Annotated in this window: 21 protein-coding genes and 1 other annotated feature; of the genes, 13 read left to right on the top strand and 8 right to left on the bottom strand. The window is 42.9% G+C overall.

What is annotated here, in order from left to right:
* The first annotated feature begins 127 nt into the window (after positions 1-127).
* Positions 128-352: a hypothetical protein gene (locus ACYX4N_RS08810; RefSeq protein ID WP_476056282.1), complete on the top strand. Its 225-nt coding sequence runs from the start codon at positions 128-130 to the stop codon at positions 350-352.
* A gap of 189 nt (positions 353-541) precedes the next feature.
* Here ACYX4N_RS08810 and ACYX4N_RS08805 read toward each other — a convergent pair whose 3' ends face one another.
* Together ACYX4N_RS08805 and ACYX4N_RS08800 are read right to left on the bottom strand one after the other, a co-directional pair.
* A complete protein-coding gene (locus ACYX4N_RS08805) occupies positions 542-874 on the bottom strand; it encodes a hypothetical protein (protein ID WP_136782985.1) in 333 nt (110 codons plus the stop codon).
* A 101-nt stretch (positions 875-975) separates the two neighbouring features.
* Positions 976-1,896: a cation diffusion facilitator family transporter gene (locus tag ACYX4N_RS08800; protein ID WP_476056281.1), complete on the bottom strand. Its 921-nt coding sequence runs from the start codon at positions 1,894-1,896 to the stop codon at positions 976-978.
* Between the two features lie 162 nt (positions 1,897-2,058).
* Between ACYX4N_RS08800 and ACYX4N_RS08795 the strand changes: the two genes are divergently transcribed.
* From ACYX4N_RS08795 to nadS, 6 genes are all read left to right on the top strand, one after another.
* Positions 2,059-3,123, top strand: a complete 1,065-nt coding sequence (locus ACYX4N_RS08795; protein ID WP_476056280.1) for an aromatic ring-hydroxylating oxygenase subunit alpha — start codon at positions 2,059-2,061, stop codon at positions 3,121-3,123.
* 38 nt (positions 3,124-3,161) lie between these two features.
* Positions 3,162-3,560, top strand: coding sequence for a GFA family protein (locus ACYX4N_RS08790; RefSeq protein WP_474857131.1), 399 nt, complete (start codon positions 3,162-3,164; stop codon positions 3,558-3,560).
* Positions 3,561-3,879: 319 nt separating this feature from the next.
* Positions 3,880-4,575, top strand: a complete 696-nt coding sequence (locus ACYX4N_RS08785; RefSeq protein ID WP_476056279.1) for an EF-hand domain-containing protein — start codon at positions 3,880-3,882, stop codon at positions 4,573-4,575.
* Positions 4,576-4,702: 127 nt separating this feature from the next.
* Positions 4,703-5,332 carry a phosphatase PAP2 family protein gene (locus ACYX4N_RS08780; protein ID WP_476056278.1) on the top strand — a complete coding sequence of 210 codons (630 nt, stop codon included), beginning with the start codon at positions 4,703-4,705 and terminating at the stop codon, positions 5,330-5,332.
* A gap of 269 nt (positions 5,333-5,601) precedes the next feature.
* Complete coding sequence (locus ACYX4N_RS08775) at positions 5,602-5,871, top strand: type II toxin-antitoxin system RelE/ParE family toxin (RefSeq protein ID WP_474857134.1); 270 nt, start codon at positions 5,602-5,604, stop codon at positions 5,869-5,871.
* The gene (nadS, locus tag ACYX4N_RS08770; protein WP_474805911.1) at positions 5,868-6,158 is read left to right on the top strand and encodes a NadS family protein; all 291 of its coding nucleotides are present in this window, start codon (positions 5,868-5,870) and stop codon (positions 6,156-6,158) included. The genes ACYX4N_RS08775 and nadS overlap by 4 nt, the downstream gene beginning before the upstream one ends.
* Before the next feature lie 187 nt (positions 6,159-6,345).
* Here nadS and ACYX4N_RS08765 read toward each other — a convergent pair whose 3' ends face one another.
* The 3 genes from ACYX4N_RS08765 to ACYX4N_RS08755 form a co-directional block, all read right to left on the bottom strand.
* Entirely contained in the window at positions 6,346-6,564 is a 219-nt protein-coding gene (locus ACYX4N_RS08765) for a hypothetical protein (RefSeq protein WP_476056277.1), read from the bottom strand.
* A gap of 85 nt (positions 6,565-6,649) precedes the next feature.
* Positions 6,650-7,954, bottom strand: a complete 1,305-nt coding sequence (locus ACYX4N_RS08760) for an alpha-amylase family glycosyl hydrolase (RefSeq protein WP_474857136.1) — start codon at positions 7,952-7,954, stop codon at positions 6,650-6,652.
* A gap of 97 nt (positions 7,955-8,051) precedes the next feature.
* Positions 8,052-8,960, bottom strand: coding sequence for a sulfite exporter TauE/SafE family protein (locus tag ACYX4N_RS08755; RefSeq protein ID WP_476056276.1), 909 nt, complete (start codon positions 8,958-8,960; stop codon positions 8,052-8,054).
* Positions 8,961-9,112: 152 nt separating this feature from the next.
* On the opposite strand from ACYX4N_RS08755, the gene ACYX4N_RS08750 reads away from it, so the two are divergent.
* The 4 genes from ACYX4N_RS08750 to ACYX4N_RS08735 all read left to right on the top strand — a co-directional run bounded on the left by ACYX4N_RS08750 (position 9,113) and on the right by ACYX4N_RS08735 (position 12,109).
* Positions 9,113-9,595, top strand: a complete 483-nt coding sequence (locus tag ACYX4N_RS08750) for a DUF2244 domain-containing protein (RefSeq protein ID WP_474857138.1) — start codon at positions 9,113-9,115, stop codon at positions 9,593-9,595.
* Positions 9,596-9,745: 150 nt separating this feature from the next.
* On the top strand, positions 9,746-10,015 hold the full coding sequence (locus tag ACYX4N_RS08745) for a DUF6482 family protein (RefSeq protein WP_474809236.1): 270 nt from the start codon (positions 9,746-9,748) through the stop codon (positions 10,013-10,015).
* Positions 10,016-10,235: 220 nt separating this feature from the next.
* Complete coding sequence (locus ACYX4N_RS08740) at positions 10,236-10,808, top strand: lipid-binding SYLF domain-containing protein (protein WP_476056275.1); 573 nt, start codon at positions 10,236-10,238, stop codon at positions 10,806-10,808.
* 311 nt (positions 10,809-11,119) lie between these two features.
* A complete protein-coding gene (locus tag ACYX4N_RS08735; protein ID WP_476056274.1) occupies positions 11,120-12,109 on the top strand; it encodes a hypothetical protein in 990 nt (329 codons plus the stop codon).
* A 75-nt stretch (positions 12,110-12,184) separates the two neighbouring features.
* Here ACYX4N_RS08735 and ACYX4N_RS08730 read toward each other — a convergent pair whose 3' ends face one another.
* Together ACYX4N_RS08730 and ACYX4N_RS08725 are read right to left on the bottom strand one after the other, a co-directional pair.
* On the bottom strand, positions 12,185-13,234 hold the full coding sequence (locus ACYX4N_RS08730) for an MBL fold metallo-hydrolase (protein WP_476056273.1): 1,050 nt from the start codon (positions 13,232-13,234) through the stop codon (positions 12,185-12,187).
* Positions 13,207-15,117: a TonB-dependent receptor domain-containing protein gene (locus ACYX4N_RS08725; protein ID WP_476056272.1), complete on the bottom strand. Its 1,911-nt coding sequence runs from the start codon at positions 15,115-15,117 to the stop codon at positions 13,207-13,209. The genes ACYX4N_RS08730 and ACYX4N_RS08725 overlap by 28 nt, the downstream gene beginning before the upstream one ends.
* 208 nt (positions 15,118-15,325) lie before the next feature.
* On the opposite strand from ACYX4N_RS08725, the gene ACYX4N_RS08720 reads away from it, so the two are divergent.
* A complete protein-coding gene (locus ACYX4N_RS08720; protein ID WP_476056271.1) occupies positions 15,326-16,099 on the top strand; it encodes a ParA family protein in 774 nt (257 codons plus the stop codon).
* Between the two features lie 13 nt (positions 16,100-16,112).
* On the opposite strand, the gene ACYX4N_RS08715 is transcribed toward ACYX4N_RS08720, so the two are convergent.
* Positions 16,113-16,352: a hypothetical protein gene (locus tag ACYX4N_RS08715; RefSeq protein WP_476056270.1), complete on the bottom strand. Its 240-nt coding sequence runs from the start codon at positions 16,350-16,352 to the stop codon at positions 16,113-16,115.
* A 229-nt stretch (positions 16,353-16,581) separates the two neighbouring features.
* Positions 16,582-16,699: a sequence feature (His leader region), on the top strand.
* 50 nt (positions 16,700-16,749) lie between these two features.
* On the opposite strand from ACYX4N_RS08715, the gene hisG reads away from it, so the two are divergent.
* Complete coding sequence (gene hisG, locus ACYX4N_RS08710) at positions 16,750-17,652, top strand: ATP phosphoribosyltransferase (protein WP_179983939.1); 903 nt, start codon at positions 16,750-16,752, stop codon at positions 17,650-17,652.
* Positions 17,653-17,662 lie beyond the last annotated feature (10 nt).

Genomic DNA, 17,662 nt, shown 5'->3' with positions numbered 1-17,662 from the left:
ACAAATGTTAATTTTTTGATGAAAAGAATTTATCTTCTAGAACAAAAGAATTTGCTTTTTAAACTTAATACTTAGGCGCAAAATCCAGCTCGTAAATGTTTACACTCAACTATTTAACGAGGTAATTATGAAAGGTTTAGGCTTAGTAGGTTTAAGCGCAATGGCGTTCTCTGTAATTGCAGCTGCATCAGAAGAAGCACCTGCGGAACTAGTAGCTGAATTAACTCAGTTCTGTAAAGAAATCGCTGCAGAAGAAGGCACTAAAGGCAAGTCGGAAGACGCATTTGTATTAGAGTGCGTAAATGATGAGCTAGAAGCTGAAGGTTACCAAAAGCTGAAATCTTTAAACTAATCTAATAAGGTGAGTTACTGATTCACTTTATCTGAATTGATAAACGAGCCTCGCCAGAAATGACGGGGCTTTTTTGTGCTTTCTTTTTTTGAAGTGAGCACGTTATTTGGCCTTGCTTTTTATATGCCTTTTCGAGTTTTTATGTCTTATATACAGCGGTGCATGCAAAGGTTGCTTTATTCGAATAAATCAGCGTTCAAAAAACGCGTCAACCAAATCGGCGAGTGATTCTTCTAACTCTTCTTCAAAAGTGTCGATATCAATGCCAAAACTGTCCATATATTTAGCCGCATTGTCGCGGGAAAGTACGGCATTTTTTATCTGAAATTCAAGCTCAGGCAATGTCTTGTCGTAGCGGGGTTTAATGGTCCATCGCAAACAATGACCATGGTTGTCTTTTAGCTTTTTCTTGGCAAATACACAGAATTCTTCGACGTAGTCAGCACCTTGCGGCCCAAGGCACCCCGGTTCTATGCGGTACATCACCAGCAGCTTTTTATATAGCGGAAGTCGCGTTTCCATCACATCTTCTAATAGCTCAAAAATTTGATTATCGGAAAATTTTAGAAATTTTACCAGCCAAGTAAGGGGTGAATGCGAGTATTCACACGCACCCCATATTATTACTCTGCTAGTTCAGGATCTTTTATGAACAGAATATCCATGATAATTGCAGGGTCCCACTCGCGCATCTCTGCTTCGCATTTCAGTCGAATTTCGTCTAGCTCACTGATAGTTGCAATCGAGAATGCGTCATCCACTATAATGTGGACTAGCAGATAAACATCCCTACCCCGTTTACTAATTCGCACTTCCACGTGCTCGTATGGGACGTCAGCCAACGTTTTTTTGAATTTTTTCTCGATTACCGCCGAGATAGCTTCAGGCGGCGCTTTGTTAATTACTTCATTAAGGCTTTCACGCAAAATCTTAAAAGGCACCGGCAACATTGCCGAACCAAGAATAATCAATAAAACGGGGTCAACATACGGCGACAGCCTTTTATATTCTGTAAACTCCAGTCCGTAGGCCAAAATAAAAGCGAACAAGATGGATGCACTTAGCACACCGTCTATCATCCAAGTGTGAGAATCCACTTTTACTAAATCGGACAGTAAATGCTTACCTTTTACACGCATGTAAAGAGAGATACTAAAACAGCCAACCGTTGCCACCACACCGTAGACCATACCAATACCATACTCAGCTGCGTGCCCACCTGCTAATAAGCTCTGAACAGAGCTCGCGACGGCATACACACACGTAGCAATGATAATAAGCGACTTAAACATGTTTAGCGTAGGCTCAATTGCTGTGTAACCAAAGTGGAACCGGTCATCATCAGGACGTTGAACCAAGTTAGCTACTTTAAGCGTTAGCATTGACATAACAAAAGCAATTAACGAGTAAGCGGCATCAAATAAAATAGCGCCTGAGCTGGTTAAAATGGCAAAACCAAGCGCAATAACAACAAATGCGCCGGCAATGTAAAAAGAAAGCGTTAATAAACGCTTTTCTTCAAGGTGATGGAAGCCAATGTCCATGAAAATCACATCGAAATTAAGGTGCGCGGATTCTACTCCGTTATTAAAAAAAAAATAGTGCTTTGAACAAAAATATTGCTATTTTTTTAATCAATTCAGTGATACATAGCGCCTATATAATTTCGACTTAACGCAATGCGTTTTTAATACTCACTTTAAACTATGAAATCCATTACCCACCCTTCTATAAAAAGTTACTTTGATGCTGATGAAAGCCAGCAGGAAATCGAGCAGGCATTCTCTCGGGGGCTTGCTTATGCAGGCCATTCTCTCATGGTGCCAGAGAAGTTTAGTTATCAAGTGCTTCCTCACTTTAACGACCGTTATGCGTTGTTTAATCAGGGTGAGAGTTATGAACTTATATCCAATGTTTGCTTACATCGACAAGCTCAACTTCTTGAAGGGCAAGGTCGAGCACGCAGTATTGTTTGTAAACTCCACTGCTGGGGCTATGACAATACAGGCCAGCTTAAAGGTGCGCCCCACTTTAAGGATGCCCCTAGCGGTCAGTTGAAAAAGGAATCACTGTCAGTGTGGAACTGTCTTCTATTTCGAGGGCGATCTCCTAATATGGACTTATCTGCCCTTGGGCTTGAGGACTATCTCGACTTTACCGATTACTTTTACGCCGGTTCTGAAACCACGGAATATCAATTTAACTGGAAGACATTCATCGAAATCTATCTAGAGAACTATCACGTGTACTCCATGCACCCTGGGCTTCGCCAGTTTGTTAAACCCGATGATTTAGAATGGTCGTTTGGCGATGATTTTTCAGCTCAAAAAGTTGGGCTAGGCGACCAGCTTACCAAGCGCACAACACCGCGTTACAGAGAGTTCCAAGACGCATTATTGGCACGATTCGGGCAAACACTTCCTCGCTTTGGCGCAATATGGTGCTTTTTGTACCCTAATATTATGATTGAGTGGTACCCAGATATTATTGTCGTCAGCACTATTTATCCCAAGGGTGCCGGCGCATGTGTAAACCACGTTGAATTTTATTATCCCGAAGCACTTTATAAAGATATGCCAGACTACTTTGCAGCGGAAAAAGCGGCCTATATGGAAACAGCGGTAGAAGATGAAGAAGCCTGCCTATTGCTAGAAAAAGGTCGACGAGCACTTTATTTATCAGGCGAAGAAGAACACGGTCCCATAGAACCGTTTTTAGAAGCGGGCGTGGCGCATTTTTACGATTGGCTTGCTAAACAGCAGCAGTCTTAGTGCTTTAAATAGTGGTATTTCACAAAAAAGGAGTTTTGATGAACAACTACAAAGGGTCTTGTTTGTGCGGGTCGGTAACTTTTAAAATTGAGGGTGATTTTGACAGTTTTTATCTGTGCCACTGCAAACATTGTCAAAAGGATACAGGTTCGGCCTTCGCAGCCAACCTGTTTTCAAGTTCGGCTATATTAACTTGGGCATCGGGTGTTGACGCTGTAGTCAACTTCACGCTCGAGAACACGCGTCATAGCAAAAGTTTCTGTAAAATTTGTGGTTCAGCCCTTCCGTGCACTCAACTCGGTGACATTCTAGCCGTACCCGCTGGATGTCTGGATACGAAACTACTGATTAAACCTACTGCACATATCTTCGGCGTAAGCAAAGCTGCGTGGGAAGAAAGCTTAGAAACAATTACAACATTCGAACGTTTACCGTAACAAACACTGGGTGCTCATTCGAAACATAGTGGCTTTATACTAGATAGAAATCGCGGTTTGAATAACGGCAGGTCGATCGTTGCTCACATTCACAACATGCCCCGCTTAATATGTTCCATTTTTGTTAAAAATAACGGGTAACTTTTTCATAAAATTCTATAGTTCTCACAATTCCTCCTGCCTCCACCTGTCCCTTAAAAAAACCAACACATTGATTTAAATAAACTTTATTTGAATGGCATATGCTGTGAATGACTCTTTGTGAACTCTCTCCTCCGTTTTTATGCAGTATGGAGGCCGAAAAACCAAGGAGTAAGATATGAAAAAGTTAACTATTGCTACATTAATCAGTGCCGCTCTGTCTGCTGGTGCATTTGCTGGCAACGACATGGAGAAAATCGACACAACGTTCGTCGATTTAGACAACGATGATAACGGCTACATCTCACGAGAAGAAGCTGACGACGATGAGATTTATGCACATTTTTCTAAAATTGATACCAATTCAGACATGCAACTTTCAGCCAAAGAATTTAATGCTCATGTCATGAAACACCCTCAACATTTCGATGATGAAGTGCTTTCCACGGTCAAGTCGATGAAAGAAAGCATGGGGGCAAAAGGTACAATGGAAACGAAGGTTAACGTTGATTCCGATGTAGATGAAGTGGTTGCCGCGACAAAAGATAAAAGGCTCACTCACGAGTTAAGAGCTGAAACTGAGCTTAAAGCTAATGGAAACCTAGAAAAGACAAAGGTCGATAAAGTAGCCAAAGATACTGTTGTGAACGATAAGACTGTGATCGCAGATGAAGCAGTAATCGCGCGTAGTAAATTCGATATGATGGACGCGAATAACGATGGCGAGCTTACAAAAGCTGAAGCCTCAAGAAGTGGCGTGACACGCAATTTTGATAAAATTGATTTAAATGATGATGAATTGATTACACGTACAGAGTTTAAGCGTTATCAGCGCTCACCTAAAGGAAATTTAGACGGTAATTCGGAAGAGTAATGTCTTAGCAAGACAAGGGCCGCTCGTGCGGCTCTTTTTATTGTTCAGATACTTTTTAGTAGACGTGCTATCGAGCCTGCACGAATCGATTTCCTTCCACACCACTTCATCGAATAAAGGGTTTTTTATGTTAGCTTCCACAGGAATTAAACGTTTACTCGCGTACCGAGCACTGCGAAAAATGAATGAGCCCGGTGCAGATGGAGCGCACAGTAAAGATAGCCTTATTACGTCTAGCAAGTTAAGTAATGCAACGACGCCACCATCAGTCGTCGCAATAACAGGTTCAGCCTATGCCGTATCTAAGATGACGGACGCTCCAAAAATACAACGCTTCCTTCTAAAATCGACGTTATCAGCCTCAGTGGCTGGTCTACTTAATGCGGGCCTTAAGAGATTGGTTGGACGAAAGCGTCCTAGAGCTGAGGCAGGCCCTGAAATAAAAGGCCCGGCATTGAAAGACAAATTTAACTCTATGCCATCAGGACACGCAGCAGCCGTTGCTGCAGTGGCAGGCTCAATACCTCGTACATCTGGACCTCTACTATTAGCATCAGCCGCAGGCTTAGCTGCTACAGCAGTTATTGGAAAGTCGAGGACTAAGCGCGATGCACATCATTTATCAGATGTTTTGGTGGGAAGCTGTTTAGGCTTTGGCGTTGCCCACGCCGTGTCTAAACTCGAAAAGCCCGTTGAAGCTGAAGTTGAAAACCTGAAGCAACGCTCTCACCTGCAGAATCGATTTAAACAATACTAATCACGGAAATACGAGTTAAGGCATGTTTCCTCACTTTTTTAGTGAGGGAACACACTTGCATAGGCTTGTTGTTTAATGCTTACAATGGTGCCTAGAAAGTTAAGGATATCATCCATACTTCTGCGAGATGTGATTTGTTATTTTTAGGGAAAAGGTTAGTTGGGCTTTAAATATCTGCATACGCCATTGGCGTATTCTGATGTTAATGTTATAGTTAACACATGGTAATTATAGAAACCCCCATATTCACCAAGCTCATAAAAGAGTTGATGGATGATGATGAATACAAAGACTTGCAGGAAGCACTTGTCAGCAGGCCAGATAGAGGCTCATTAATTAAAAATAGTGGTGGCCTTAGAAAGGTACGCTGGGCGCTGGAAGGAAGGGGTAAAAGTGGTGGTGCTAGAGTTATCTATTATTGGATGACCGACAATGACCAACTTTATATGCTGTTGGCATACCCAAAAAATGTGCAGGATAATTTGACAGATACGCAGCTTAAAGCGCTGAAGAAGATCGTAGAGAGGTGGTCAGAATGAATGGTGACATGTTTGAACAATTGATAGAAAGTGTGTCTCAGGCAGACGATATCATCAAAGGTAAAGCAAAGCCTTCCCGTACAACTGAATTTGCTAAGCCTCAAGTTAAAGCCATTCGTGCAAAAACGGGGTTAACACAAACCCGTTTTGCTGACGTTTTGGGGGTGAGTAAACGCACACTAGAGAATTGGGAACAAGGCCGACGCCATCCAACAGGTCCTGCTCGTGCTTTGCTTAAGATCTTAGATGCTGATCCTAAGCTCGCCTTGGAAGCACTTAATCACTAGATAGCCAATATTAACCGCATGATAGTACGTTCGGCAATGCACTAGGAGCCACGACGAATATCCGCTCCTTGTCTATAGCCGCCTGCCAGATTATGTCAGAATAGCTTAGAACTTATACCGTCAGTTTCCCTTAGTAATCACACCAATAGGCTTAATGTGTTACACATTAGGTCTATAAGGCATACATTCAAATTTCCGGTGTAGATTTGATCACTTTCTCGATTTCACGGTTACCACTCAAGCGGGCGAGATCGATAAGATAACCTTTTTCTAGCTTATCTAATGCGTGGCCCTTAAGACGCGTTTTAACCTCATCCACATCCCCATTGGCAATGGAAGTTTTCAGCGCAGCATGATTATTTAAAGAGCGGTCTTCGGTTTTTTCATTTGGATCATTCGTAGTCATTGTTCGTCCTTAATCTTTACTTAGTAAAAAATAAAAAATCTCATATACCTTTTGTAGTTAAACACGACGCCAAACGATCAACGCTTCAAGCTACCCAAATTTCAAACTTCCAAGGTTCAAGCTTACAGACAGAACCAGCTTCAAAATTTCGCTTTCTTTCATACTTCCAGTGCGTATAATCACCTTCAAACAATGGTTCTTCAAACGTTACATCAAGCTGTTTATTAGAAAAGTTAATCACAACAAACACTTTTTCTCGCTCGTTGTGACGTACGAAGCTAAAAACCTGGTCCATTTTCGAATTCGGGACCTGAATCATTCTTGCGCCATACTCTCCATTTCCTAACACGGCTTTAGATTTTTTGAGTGCAATAAGCTCGCGATACAAGTTGCCAATTTCATGGTCTTGCCACTGTATAGGATCGCGTTCGAAGAATGCTAAGCGTTTGGTTTCTCCCGCTTCTTGCCCGTTGTGAATAAGCGGCATGCCCTCACCTATTACCGATAAAGCAATGCACGCTTCAAGTGCTTTGCCAAACTGTTCACGCTGTGTGCCATCCCAGGCATTTTTGTCATGATTACTAACGAAAGTCATTCTGTAAGCCGAACGAGGCCAGCTGCGTTCGTTCCACGAATAATATTTACGCAACCTATCCAGTGAACACTTTCCGTGAGCGAGTTCATGCAGTGTTTCATTCCAACTCCATGCATAAGTCATATTGAACGCATTTTCGTGGAGATCGCGATTCTCCCATTCAGCCAACATAAAGACCGGTCGAATTGCATTCAATGTTTCAACAGCTTGACGCCAGAAGTCGTTAGGCACATAGCCTGCTACGTCACAGCGAAAGCCGTCGATGTTGAACTTTTCAACCCAGTAACACAGTGCATTTATCATGTATTTTCGAAGGCCAATTTGTTCATAATCGAACTCAATGATATCGCTCCAATCCCACCACGGAGATGGACGAAAATCTCCTTCGTAGTCTTTGGCGTACCACTCAGGGTGTTGTTCAACCAGTGGATTATCCCATGCACTGTGATTTGGTACCCAATCTATAATGACTTTCAGCGATAGCCGGTGCGCTTCGTCCACCAGCGCTTTGAAATCCTCTTCGCCACCGAACTCTGGATTAATGGCCAAGTAGTCTTTAACGGCATAGGGACTGCCAAGTTCACCTTTTCTGTTTTTTTCACCGATAGGATGTACAGGCATTAGCCAAATGATATCCGCGCCGAGGGATTTAATATGCGCAAGTCCCTTTCTTACTCCCTCAAAATTACCTTCTTTTGAAAACTGACGGGTATTTACTTGATAAATAACCGCATGAGATGACCATTTTGGCTGAAGCACGTTATAGCGTTTCTGGGGAGTAGGATTGATATCCATATTATCTTTCCTTTTACAGATTAGCGTTTTTAAAGAAGAATTCGCATCACACTCACGACCTTAATCACTAGCATTTGTATAGCGGCGATAGCTACGCTTAAAATATAGGTAAACTTGTGATGCCTAAAATTAGTACCCACATACCGAAAAAAAGTTTTAGACGCTGAACAGAAAATGCCAAAACTACATATTTGGCAATCATTCCACCGATAATTGCACCAGCCCCCGCAAACAAAACGACCTGCCAAACCACCGACGGATTTATAAAAGCGTGATACGGCAACGCTGACCACACAGTAAACGCGGATAAAATAACCGCTACCGCGATAGACATAGTGACATTAAACCCACGAATAATGAGGTAAACCGCCACTAACTCACCCACTCCCACTGAAAGCCAAGCTGTAATAACGCCCCCGACAAAACCAATGAATGGTAAAAACACTAAATCTTTTGTTTGTAAATCCTTAACTAAATGAGTGCGCTTCATTAATGGAACAGACGCGAATATGGCAATGGCTAATAAAATAGAAAACCCACCGAAGGCAATGTGAAGGTTATTGGCACCGCCCCACAATTGCGCTAACAACAATTGGCTTTGCGACGAATATTGCGCGAACCCTATGCCACAAATAGATGAAGGAACGGTTAGCAGTAGAGCGCTCGGCAGCGCGTTCCAATAGTTATCGTGCTGGTGCTGTCTTTTATAATACGCCGCCCAGGTCAATGCCCCCGCAGTCATGCCGCAGCATTGAATAGCAAAGCTGGTTGCCACTACGCTTTGAGGGGAAAACGATAGATAGTTAAAAAACGGAACAAACACCACACCGCCACCGGCGCCTGTAGCATTTGCAAATATAGCACCTATCACACCAAGAACGCTGAAAAGTCCGAACTCTTTAACAAGTTCAATAGATGCAGGCTGCGATAATAAAAGGCTACACCAAGTAAGAAGAAGTAGAACAAAAATTGACTTGCCAGGTTGGCGCTTTAATAAAGAGATCACACACGTCCTTACGACACAACTATGATAATTGTCAGAAAATAAACTTGTTTGATACGTCAACCATTCGCATCAGTACATTTTTCAAACTATTGTTAGCTCATAACGTATAAGCTTTTACTTACACAATTGTTATATACAGTACTTTGTAAAATATGGTTGAAGTATCTACATTTGAGCAGCAGGTGCAACTGCATCTTTCGCCAAACCGCTCAGCAACATGGCGCCAGACTAAATACTTAATCATGGCGTTTGCTTTGTTTATTGGTCTAATCGCTATCGCGTGGTCAATAGCGGGGGCCTGGGTAATTTTGCCGTTTGCAGGATTAGAAGTGGGGTTGCTCGCGCTAGTTATGTACTTGGTGTCTAGAGCCACCTACCGATGGGAAACCATTATAATTTCGGCTGACCGCATCCTTATATCCTGCTCGAACGGCACTAGCTTATGCTTCCCACGTCCAGATACCTCCTTGCTCTATCAAAAGGACACAAGCCTAAAACGTATTTCACGGTTAATTTTACAAACTTCTATGCAGCAGTTTGAGTTAGGCGCTTTTTTAAACTCGGAAGATAAAAAGCTAGTACACGATAATTTGCACAAGGCCGGGATCATGGTGTGCACAAACAAATGGTGGTAAGGCTCGTTGTCTTATTTTGCATCTGACAAACTCTCTTCTGTTCCCTTTTTCTAGGTACTAATGATTGATGATGAGAACCTTCATGACACAAAATTAATGATCATTGTGGCCGTTTTCGACTAATTAGATATAAGACGCAGCCAAAGTTCGCTGCGACCTAACGAGGGCTATTTTATGAATTTATATATTGAATCATTAGAAGGTGGTAACTACCTCGCTGCTACGGGCATGGGTGCATCACGCAGTTTGGTCAGAGACAAAAAGTCGCAACCTAAAACATTTCACTGCCTGAATGAAATTAGAGAACATTTCGATTCGCAAGCATTTGAGCACGTTTGGCTTCGCCAGAGTACTCCGTATGAAGAAATGGTCGGTCAAACCGATCATCCCGGTGCGCTAGAGCTTGAAATAGAATGGTGAATGCTGACTGTTAGCGAACCCAACTTGGGCTAAAATTAATAGCACGAAGCTACCAATTCATCAAAGGCGCCTACTGTTTCATGTACACATGCTCCACTTAGCACATTTTTTGCGTACAACTCATGTAACGTAAATAAAAACGGTATTTTGTTGAATTAAATGTGGTAGAAAGTGTCTTTTATCGCAAGTAATAAAATACCTACATGCTAAGGAGAATTGCATGAAGATTAGTAAGTTAGCGATTAAGTCTGTATTTATAGCGGCTGTTTTGGCATTGACTGCTTGCGCTTCTATGGGTGATGGCACTGTTGCTGAAAAGCAACAAGCTATTTTAGACATGCAAGAGAATGCGCTTGCACGTCTCTATACCGAGAAACCAGATACTCGCTCGCAAATAAGGGATGCCGCAGGCTACGCCGTATTCACTAACGCCAACATTAATGTGTTTTTTGTGGCCGCAGGCACCGGCTACGGTGTGGTAAACAATAACGTTACCGGCGCAAAAACCTACATGAACATGGCTGAAGGTGGTGTTGGCTTAGGATTAGGCGCTAAAGATTATCGTATTGTTATGGTCTTCCATACTCAAAAAGCGATTAATCATTTCATTGAAAATGGTTGGACCGTCGGTGGTAACGCAGATGTGGCAGCGAAAGCAGGCAATAAAGGCGCGTCTGCTGAAGGCGAAGGTTACCTTGGTAATGTAAAGGTTTACACTATGACTGAAAGCGGTCTTACATTGCAGGCCACTGTAAAAGGCACGAAATTTTGGGTAGATAAAGAACTAAACTAACTCAGCCCTAACTATTCCTAATCAAATTAGCGATTAGTGCTCCAACCCACCGGAGGCCTCTTGAATGCAAGAGGCCTTTTTATTTTTTGCTCTGCACAATATGCTCTCTTCCACTCAAAATATAAAGGCAATTTGGAACAAATAAATAAGCAGTGTTGTGTTACCAACATAGATGCTTTTTCCACCACTCCTTTATACGAAAGTCTAAATTTAGGGGGAAACCCTCATAACTGAATTGAATACTCGTGACTACGCTTTATTTGTAAAAGGCTCGCTTAGCAGCACGTTAAGCCATTAACGAGGGGTTCATCATGCAACCACAAAACAACAAAGTGATAAGAGCACTAGCAAGAACAATATTAACGAGCGCATTGTTCGCTTCTGCGACGGTAGGCTTTTCAACTAACGCAGCGATCATAGGCAGCAGTTATGGGAATGCCGTTCATGTCGACCTGTCCATTACTAGCAATGTCGGTAATATTGTCACCGCTGCTGCTAACTCAACTATCAACTTAGCTCACACCAGCGGTAGTGCACCTGAAAATTATTCACAGCTCGAAACTATGGTCGGCGCAAGCGCAGACACATCAGGCACATTGGGCGGCTCGATTGACGTTACAGAGTTTGACGGCATAGCATCTACAGCCATTATTGAAGGAGAATCTCAATCGTCTTTAACGAGTTTTGTTCCAGCAAACTTTTTTACCTCAGGCCGCGGAACAATAAACGACCTCAATCTTGATTTATTTTCAGACGTGCTTAGCATCAGTGGCTTTTTAACGTTAAGTGCTGATGTACTTTCAACCGTATCGCAAATTGACGGAAGTGCTACATCCGGTTCGAACGTTAACCTATCTACAGCAGGTACATCTAACATTGCGGAAGTGGAAGTAAGCCTTTGGGGAAATAGCGTAAAGGCTACGACACTTGAAAATCAGTCTCTTTTTACTGGTTTAAATATTGCCGACTTTGGCTTGGGGATATTCGTTAATGAAGTTGAAAAGTCGTGCTCAAACACTTCATGCTCTGAGTCTCGAAATGCAGTAAGAGTATCTTTTGATAATTTTTCTCTGAACGCGTTTTACGATGCACTTTTCCCCGCTGGTGTGCCGTTAAACGGGCCGGTGTTCAATCTAACCAATAATCCCATTGTTAACGGAGAAATCATATTAGCAAGTTCGTTTGCTACCACCTTATCTTCAACTGAAGTAAGTGCCCCCTCTACGTTTGCGATTTTTTTTCTCGCAGTAGGCTTGCTGAGTGCGAGAAGGTTTAACAAGCACCGTACTCTTTGCAAATAGCATCTGGTAATGAACTGGCAAGAGGAGTGAGGCAACCATAAAGCGCCCTCTTCTTCTTGCCTTGATTCAGCCAAGCTATTTACGTTGCTCGTGTTGTTTTTCCTCAATTCTCATCCACTGTGCGCGCGTGCAGTTTTCAAGCAGTTCAAACGCTTCAACAACGACATCTCGACCTTGAACAAAGGCATGTTTTTCATTACTTTCCCGGTTACTTAAAGCTTCAAGCTTTTCTCTTGTTCCGGCACGCCCAGGGTGGTTCGATAAAAAAACATCAATATTTTGGTCTTTTACTAATCGTTTCATCGTCATGGCTGAGTCGGTATAAGACTGAATGCGCGAGACATCAGGGCCGTAGTTGAGCCCAGTACCGCCCCACAACACAGCCCGATGTTTTTCGCTTCCGTCAATTACGGGAAAGACGACCGTTAACGTTCCTGGCGTATGGCCCGGCGTAACATAAAGCGTTAACTCAGTACCGTTAACATTCAATTTTTCACCATCGGCTACCGCCACATCTCGGCTTGGCTTTTTACCCCAACGATAACTGGCAAATTTATCGTTTTCGAGGTAATCCCACTCTACATTACTCATGACTATGCGAGAGCTATATGTTGACTTGATAACTTCAAACCCACCATAGTGATCGCCATGGCCATGAGAAATAATGAGGTGAGATATGGGCTTGTTGCCTAATCCGAGCGCAGAAAGACCATCAATTATGTACTGTTGAGCTTGCTCGTCATTATTCAACGCATCCACCAGAACAATGCTTTCGCCCGTATCTATTGCCCAACTTGCAACGTTGCCTGCCCCTACATAATAGAGGTTATCAAAGACCTGCTGGGGTGGTATTTGACGCCGCCCCTTTCCTTTGCGGTCGGGCTTGCTTCCACTTTCGGCACGCTTAGGTCGTTCTCGTCGTTTTTCATCGAGTTTGAACACATTTCTAGGTGGAGCACTAATATCACAGAGGTTTGCCAAGCCAGGAAAATGCGTAGCGCTCTCTAGGCCCTTTCGGGCATAATCTTGAGCGGTTAGCGAAGAACTAGCAGTGCAACTAGCGCACACACAAACAGCCCAAGCAATAACCGCTATTTTCAGAACGTCCAATTTAACCCTAGCCACAATCTTCTTCCGTCTTCAACGTACCCAAACTCTTCGTATCGCATTGTTTTATCAAATGCATTGTAGAGCCCCGTTTGCAATTTAATATTGCGCGTAAGCTTGGTGTTGTAACCTATGTCAAACAAACCGACCCCTGGGGATAAAATAGAACGTGAAGATACTGACGTTAGCGCCGTTTCTTCCCCTCTTACTGTCCACCTTGACCAGATTTCGCTTTCTTGAGATAGGCGATATGTGGTGTTTAGCGTGAACAAATGCTTAGGCTGTTGAACCAAAGGTAGGCCTTCATTTGAACCTGTCTTTTGTTCAGAACGCGTGAAGCTGTATGCACCGTTAAATGACCAGTTTCCAACGTTATACTTTGCAGCGAATTCTGCACCGTAAGATTCAGCTTCATCGATATTGATATTGTAGCGGTCCGTTTCATCCAAACAGACTGATAGTTCACATGATGCGATGGCAATTTTATCATCGAAGTCGTTATGGAACACCGTAATACTGTACTCCAAGCCAGCATCACCGGAATAGTAAAGCGCGAGCTCTTTGTTTAACGTAGTTTCAGGTGACAAGTCCGGATTACCGTAAACATCTCCCCCTCGGCTTTCTTGAATCCAACCATCAGCCATTTCTCGAAGCTCAGGTGTACGATAGCCGGTAGAGACACCTCCTTTCACTACCCAATTATCATTGAGGTTGTACACCGCATACGCACGAGGGCTAACTTGGGAACTAAACTGTTCATTATCATCAAGACGAATACCTAGCGTGAAGGCCAACCTATCGTTAACACGCCATTCATCTTCGCCATATAAAGACCATTGACTGTTTTCAATATTGGTCGCCTCGCCGCCGTTTGTATCAAAATCATCCAGCGACTCTTCAAGAAACTCTGTGCCAACCGTAAGCATGTGGCTATCGCTTGCAGCCCAAGACCATTGAGAATTAAAGACCAGATTATCAATAGTGATATCTCGCCCTACGTTTTCAACCGACTCTTGCTGAATGTAACTTCGAGCAGTCACATCATCATACTTCCCTTCGTGAGTCAGCGCATATGAATGTCTCTCGCTTTCTGTCTCTGATAAGGAATTTTTTTCTGGCAGAGACTTACCAGGTGTGGATATACGTGTCTGATCTTGGAAGATGTACTCAAACGTGAGTGTATCTGTAGTATTTGGTGTTAAGTGAAACGCTGTACGAATGTTGCTTAGATCTTTTTCTGCGTAGCCTCGTTCAATATCGTCCTCTTCTCGCTTTTGATAAAGACCGCTGGCTGTAATGCTCAACAAATTCTCGATTAACGGCCCAGAAAATGCCAGTTGAACTTGACTATCTGAGCCACTGTCTGAATTTTCTTGAATTTTTGTTTCTGCGCGAAGGTTACCACTCCATTTTCTGAAGTTTTTTCGCGTAATGATATTGATCACCCCACCCATTGCGTCTGAACCATATAAGGTAGACATAGGCCCGCGCACAATTTCAATACGTTCTATGCTGTCCAAAGGCGGCAACCAATCTTGTTCATACCCGCCGCTGCCATTTGGCTGGGACTCTCTACCTGTTTGTTTTTTACCATCAACAAGTATAGATGTATATTGTGCAGGTAGGCCTCGAACGCTGATATCTTGGCGGTACCCGCCCCCCGTTACAGTAACCCCCGGCACGTCTCGAAGTGCATCTGTGATGTCTTTGTACGCTCGCTGCGCCAGTTGTTTTCTATCGATGACGCTTACTGACGCGGGTGCTTGAGACAAAAGTTGCTCGAAGCCAGAAGCTGTAACAGTGATGCTCTCCATATCATCTTGTTCGTTAGATTGAGCAAGAACATTCTGAGAGAACAGTGAATACAGTGAAATTGCCAGTAAAGTGGGAGTAAAACGCATACTTAATCGATTAATATAAAAAGAATAAGCTGATGATAATCATTATCATTAATATGTAAAGTTGAATTTCATTTTTATCGTCACGCTTAGGTATTTTTACAGAAAGCAAACGCTAAAAATAAAAACAATACTTTGCATCCACAATCGTATTTGGGCATATTTTAGTCAATCAGTGTGTTCAATAACCGTTTCAACATAGGGATCGCGTATGATTGTCGTGGTATTTAATCAAAAAGGTGGGGTGGGTAAATCAACGATTAGTACCAATTTAGCCGCACAAAGCGCGAAATTGGGTCACAAAACGTTATTAGTGGATCTGGATGCCCAAGGTAACAGTACTCACTACGCGGGGTTTAACCCCAACGAGAAAAGCCTTTCTGTTGCTGATATGTTCAAACAAGTGGTGGGGATATTCAGAACGGCTAAAAAGCCTATTGAGTTTGTTCATCCAACCCCTTTTGAAAACCTCTACGTTATGCCGTCCTCACCAGCCTTGGCTGACCTAGAGCGAGAACTCGAATCTCGATACAAAATTTTTAAGCTTAAAGATGCATTGAAGGAGTTAAATGGGGAATTCGACCATATTTTTATTGATACACCACCAAATTTTAATTTCTATTCAAAAGCGGCACTTATTGCTGCAGATGGTTTCTGTGTTCCTTTTGATTGTGATGACTTTTCCGCACAAGCTATCATCCACTTACTCGACAATGCAACAGAACTTAAAGAGGACCATAACCCAGAACTTAAGCTATTGGGCATTGTAGTTAATCAATTTAATAGTCAGGCAAAACTGCCTACAGAACTAGTACAATCACTCAAGCAACAAGGGTTGCCAGTGTTAGAAAGCTATATAAGTGCTACGGTGAAGGTGAAAGAGTCTCATTCTAAGCGTGTGCCGCTGCCCTTCTATCTACCAAAGCACAAGGTCACCGGTCAAATAGAAGCATTATTTGAAGCGCTAAACGCAGAGAAAAAGTAATCACTAGCATAGTCTAAACATCAATATCAATGTGCTTAAGCCCACCGCCGCTATTGCTTCGCTCTTTGTCTTTCGTGTTCTCTACTGACGCATCAACCACTTCGGTGCGTTTTATGTCTTGATAGTTGTCGCGATCGTCTTCACTAAGACGCTCAGACTTCTTTGTCTTCTGCACTTTTTTCACCCGCTCATCAGGTTCAATCGGCACTTTGGTGTTACGAGGCAAAATGGGAAACAGTAAATCGTTGCTCATACGCCCTCCTAAAATGTGTATCTGTTTTATAATTTATCGGCAGAGAAGCGCTCAAAATTACGGTTCACAACTAATTCATAACAAATAGTTTTATTATATGTATATTAATTTAGAGTTAATGTAAGAAAAGAGTTCACTTTTGCCTTGCAAATCGAAGCTCAAACCGCTAATGTTTCAGCCGTTCGAAATTAGGAATTAGATTCACCAAAATGATTAACTGCGCGGCGAAACATCACCATCACCACAAAGCATAACCTTTCAGGTTCGTGCTGGAAGGTCTATATTTCCTTCCAACGGCGCAGATAGAAAAATTCTCGACCCTCGGAAGGAAACTTCCGGGGGTTTTTCGTTTTAGGCGCAATCAAAAGTTAAAACACAACGTGTAAGGAACGTTTCAATGAGTAACAGCAACAGACTTCGAATTGCCGTACAAAAATCAGGTCGCTTGAGTGATGACAGCATCGCACTTCTTAAAGCTATCGGCATTAAATTGAATATTCGTGATCGCCTGCTGATTGCGCACTCAACGAACGAGCCAATCGATTTACTTCGCGTACGTGACGACGATATTCCAGGTCTAGTGATGGACGGCGTTTGCGACCTTGGTTTCATTGGCGAGAACGAGCTAGAAGAAAAAATGCTTGAACGCAAAGCAGCAGGTAAGCCGTTTGAGTATGAAGTATTGCGTCGTCTAGACTACGGCGGCTGTCGCTTATCAATTGCCGTACCTAATGAGATGGATTACGACGGTATTAAGTCTTTAGAAGGCAAAAAAGTAGCAACCACTTACCCTTACCTTCTTGAGCGCTACTTCAAAGACCAGGGTATTAACGCGAAAGCCGTAATGCTACAAGGCTCAGTAGAAGTTGCGCCGCGTGCTGGTGTCGCTGACGCAATTTGTGACCTGGTATCTACAGGCGCAACCCTTGAAGCAAACGGCCTCGTTGAAAAGGATGTCATCTTCCGCAGTAAAGCAGTACTTATCAAACGTACTGACAGCGAACTTAGTGACGAAAAAGTAACACTGGTTAACCGCCTAATGCCTCGTGTCGATGGTGTACTGCTAGCAAAAGAAAGCAAGTACATCATGCTACACGCGCCTAAAGCTTACCTAGAACAGGTTAAGAGCCTACTTCCAGGTGCTGAAAACCCAACGGTGCTTCCACTTGCTGGAAATGAAGAGCAAGTTGCTATCCACGTAGTTTCTACAGAAACCTTGTTCTGGGAAACCATGGAAAAGCTTAAAGCCCTTGGTTGTAGCTCTATTCTTGTAATGCCAATCGAAAAAATGATGGGCTAAAAGGCAGACA

This window comes from Alteromonas sp. ABH4_452, assembly GCF_056311825.1.
Note: the sequence above shows the minus strand (reverse complement) of the source record. Positions and strands in the feature narration are given on the sequence as shown.

Excerpts from the sequence above, each read along its gene's own strand:
- hisG (WP_179983939.1), top strand. The coding sequence starts at position 16,750 with ATGAGTAACAGCAACAGACTTCGAATTGCCGTACAAAAATCAGGTCGC.
- ACYX4N_RS08780 (WP_476056278.1), top strand. The coding sequence starts at position 4,703 with ATGTTAGCTTCCACAGGAATTAAACGTTTACTCGCGTACCGAGCACTG.
- ACYX4N_RS08750 (WP_474857138.1), top strand. The coding sequence starts at position 9,113 with ATGGTTGAAGTATCTACATTTGAGCAGCAGGTGCAACTGCATCTTTCG.
- ACYX4N_RS08790 (WP_474857131.1), top strand. The coding sequence starts at position 3,162 with ATGAACAACTACAAAGGGTCTTGTTTGTGCGGGTCGGTAACTTTTAAA.
- ACYX4N_RS08795 (WP_476056280.1), top strand. The coding sequence starts at position 2,059 with ATGAAATCCATTACCCACCCTTCTATAAAAAGTTACTTTGATGCTGAT.
- ACYX4N_RS08740 (WP_476056275.1), top strand. The coding sequence starts at position 10,236 with ATGAAGATTAGTAAGTTAGCGATTAAGTCTGTATTTATAGCGGCTGTT.
- ACYX4N_RS08760 (WP_474857136.1), bottom strand. The coding sequence starts at position 7,954 with ATGGATATCAATCCTACTCCCCAGAAACGCTATAACGTGCTTCAGCCA.
- ACYX4N_RS08800 (WP_476056281.1), bottom strand. The coding sequence starts at position 1,896 with ATGGACATTGGCTTCCATCACCTTGAAGAAAAGCGTTTATTAACGCTT.
- ACYX4N_RS08775 (WP_474857134.1), top strand. The coding sequence starts at position 5,602 with ATGGATGATGATGAATACAAAGACTTGCAGGAAGCACTTGTCAGCAGG.
- ACYX4N_RS08805 (WP_136782985.1), bottom strand. The coding sequence starts at position 874 with ATGGAAACGCGACTTCCGCTATATAAAAAGCTGCTGGTGATGTACCGC.
- ACYX4N_RS08765 (WP_476056277.1), bottom strand. The coding sequence starts at position 6,564 with ATGACTACGAATGATCCAAATGAAAAAACCGAAGACCGCTCTTTAAAT.
- ACYX4N_RS08785 (WP_476056279.1), top strand. The coding sequence starts at position 3,880 with ATGAAAAAGTTAACTATTGCTACATTAATCAGTGCCGCTCTGTCTGCT.
- ACYX4N_RS08735 (WP_476056274.1), top strand. The coding sequence starts at position 11,120 with ATGCAACCACAAAACAACAAAGTGATAAGAGCACTAGCAAGAACAATA.
- ACYX4N_RS08715 (WP_476056270.1), bottom strand. The coding sequence starts at position 16,352 with ATGAGCAACGATTTACTGTTTCCCATTTTGCCTCGTAACACCAAAGTG.
- ACYX4N_RS08810 (WP_476056282.1), top strand. The coding sequence starts at position 128 with ATGAAAGGTTTAGGCTTAGTAGGTTTAAGCGCAATGGCGTTCTCTGTA.
- ACYX4N_RS08720 (WP_476056271.1), top strand. The coding sequence starts at position 15,326 with ATGATTGTCGTGGTATTTAATCAAAAAGGTGGGGTGGGTAAATCAACG.
- ACYX4N_RS08725 (WP_476056272.1), bottom strand. The coding sequence starts at position 15,117 with ATGCGTTTTACTCCCACTTTACTGGCAATTTCACTGTATTCACTGTTC.
- nadS (WP_474805911.1), top strand. The coding sequence starts at position 5,868 with ATGAATGGTGACATGTTTGAACAATTGATAGAAAGTGTGTCTCAGGCA.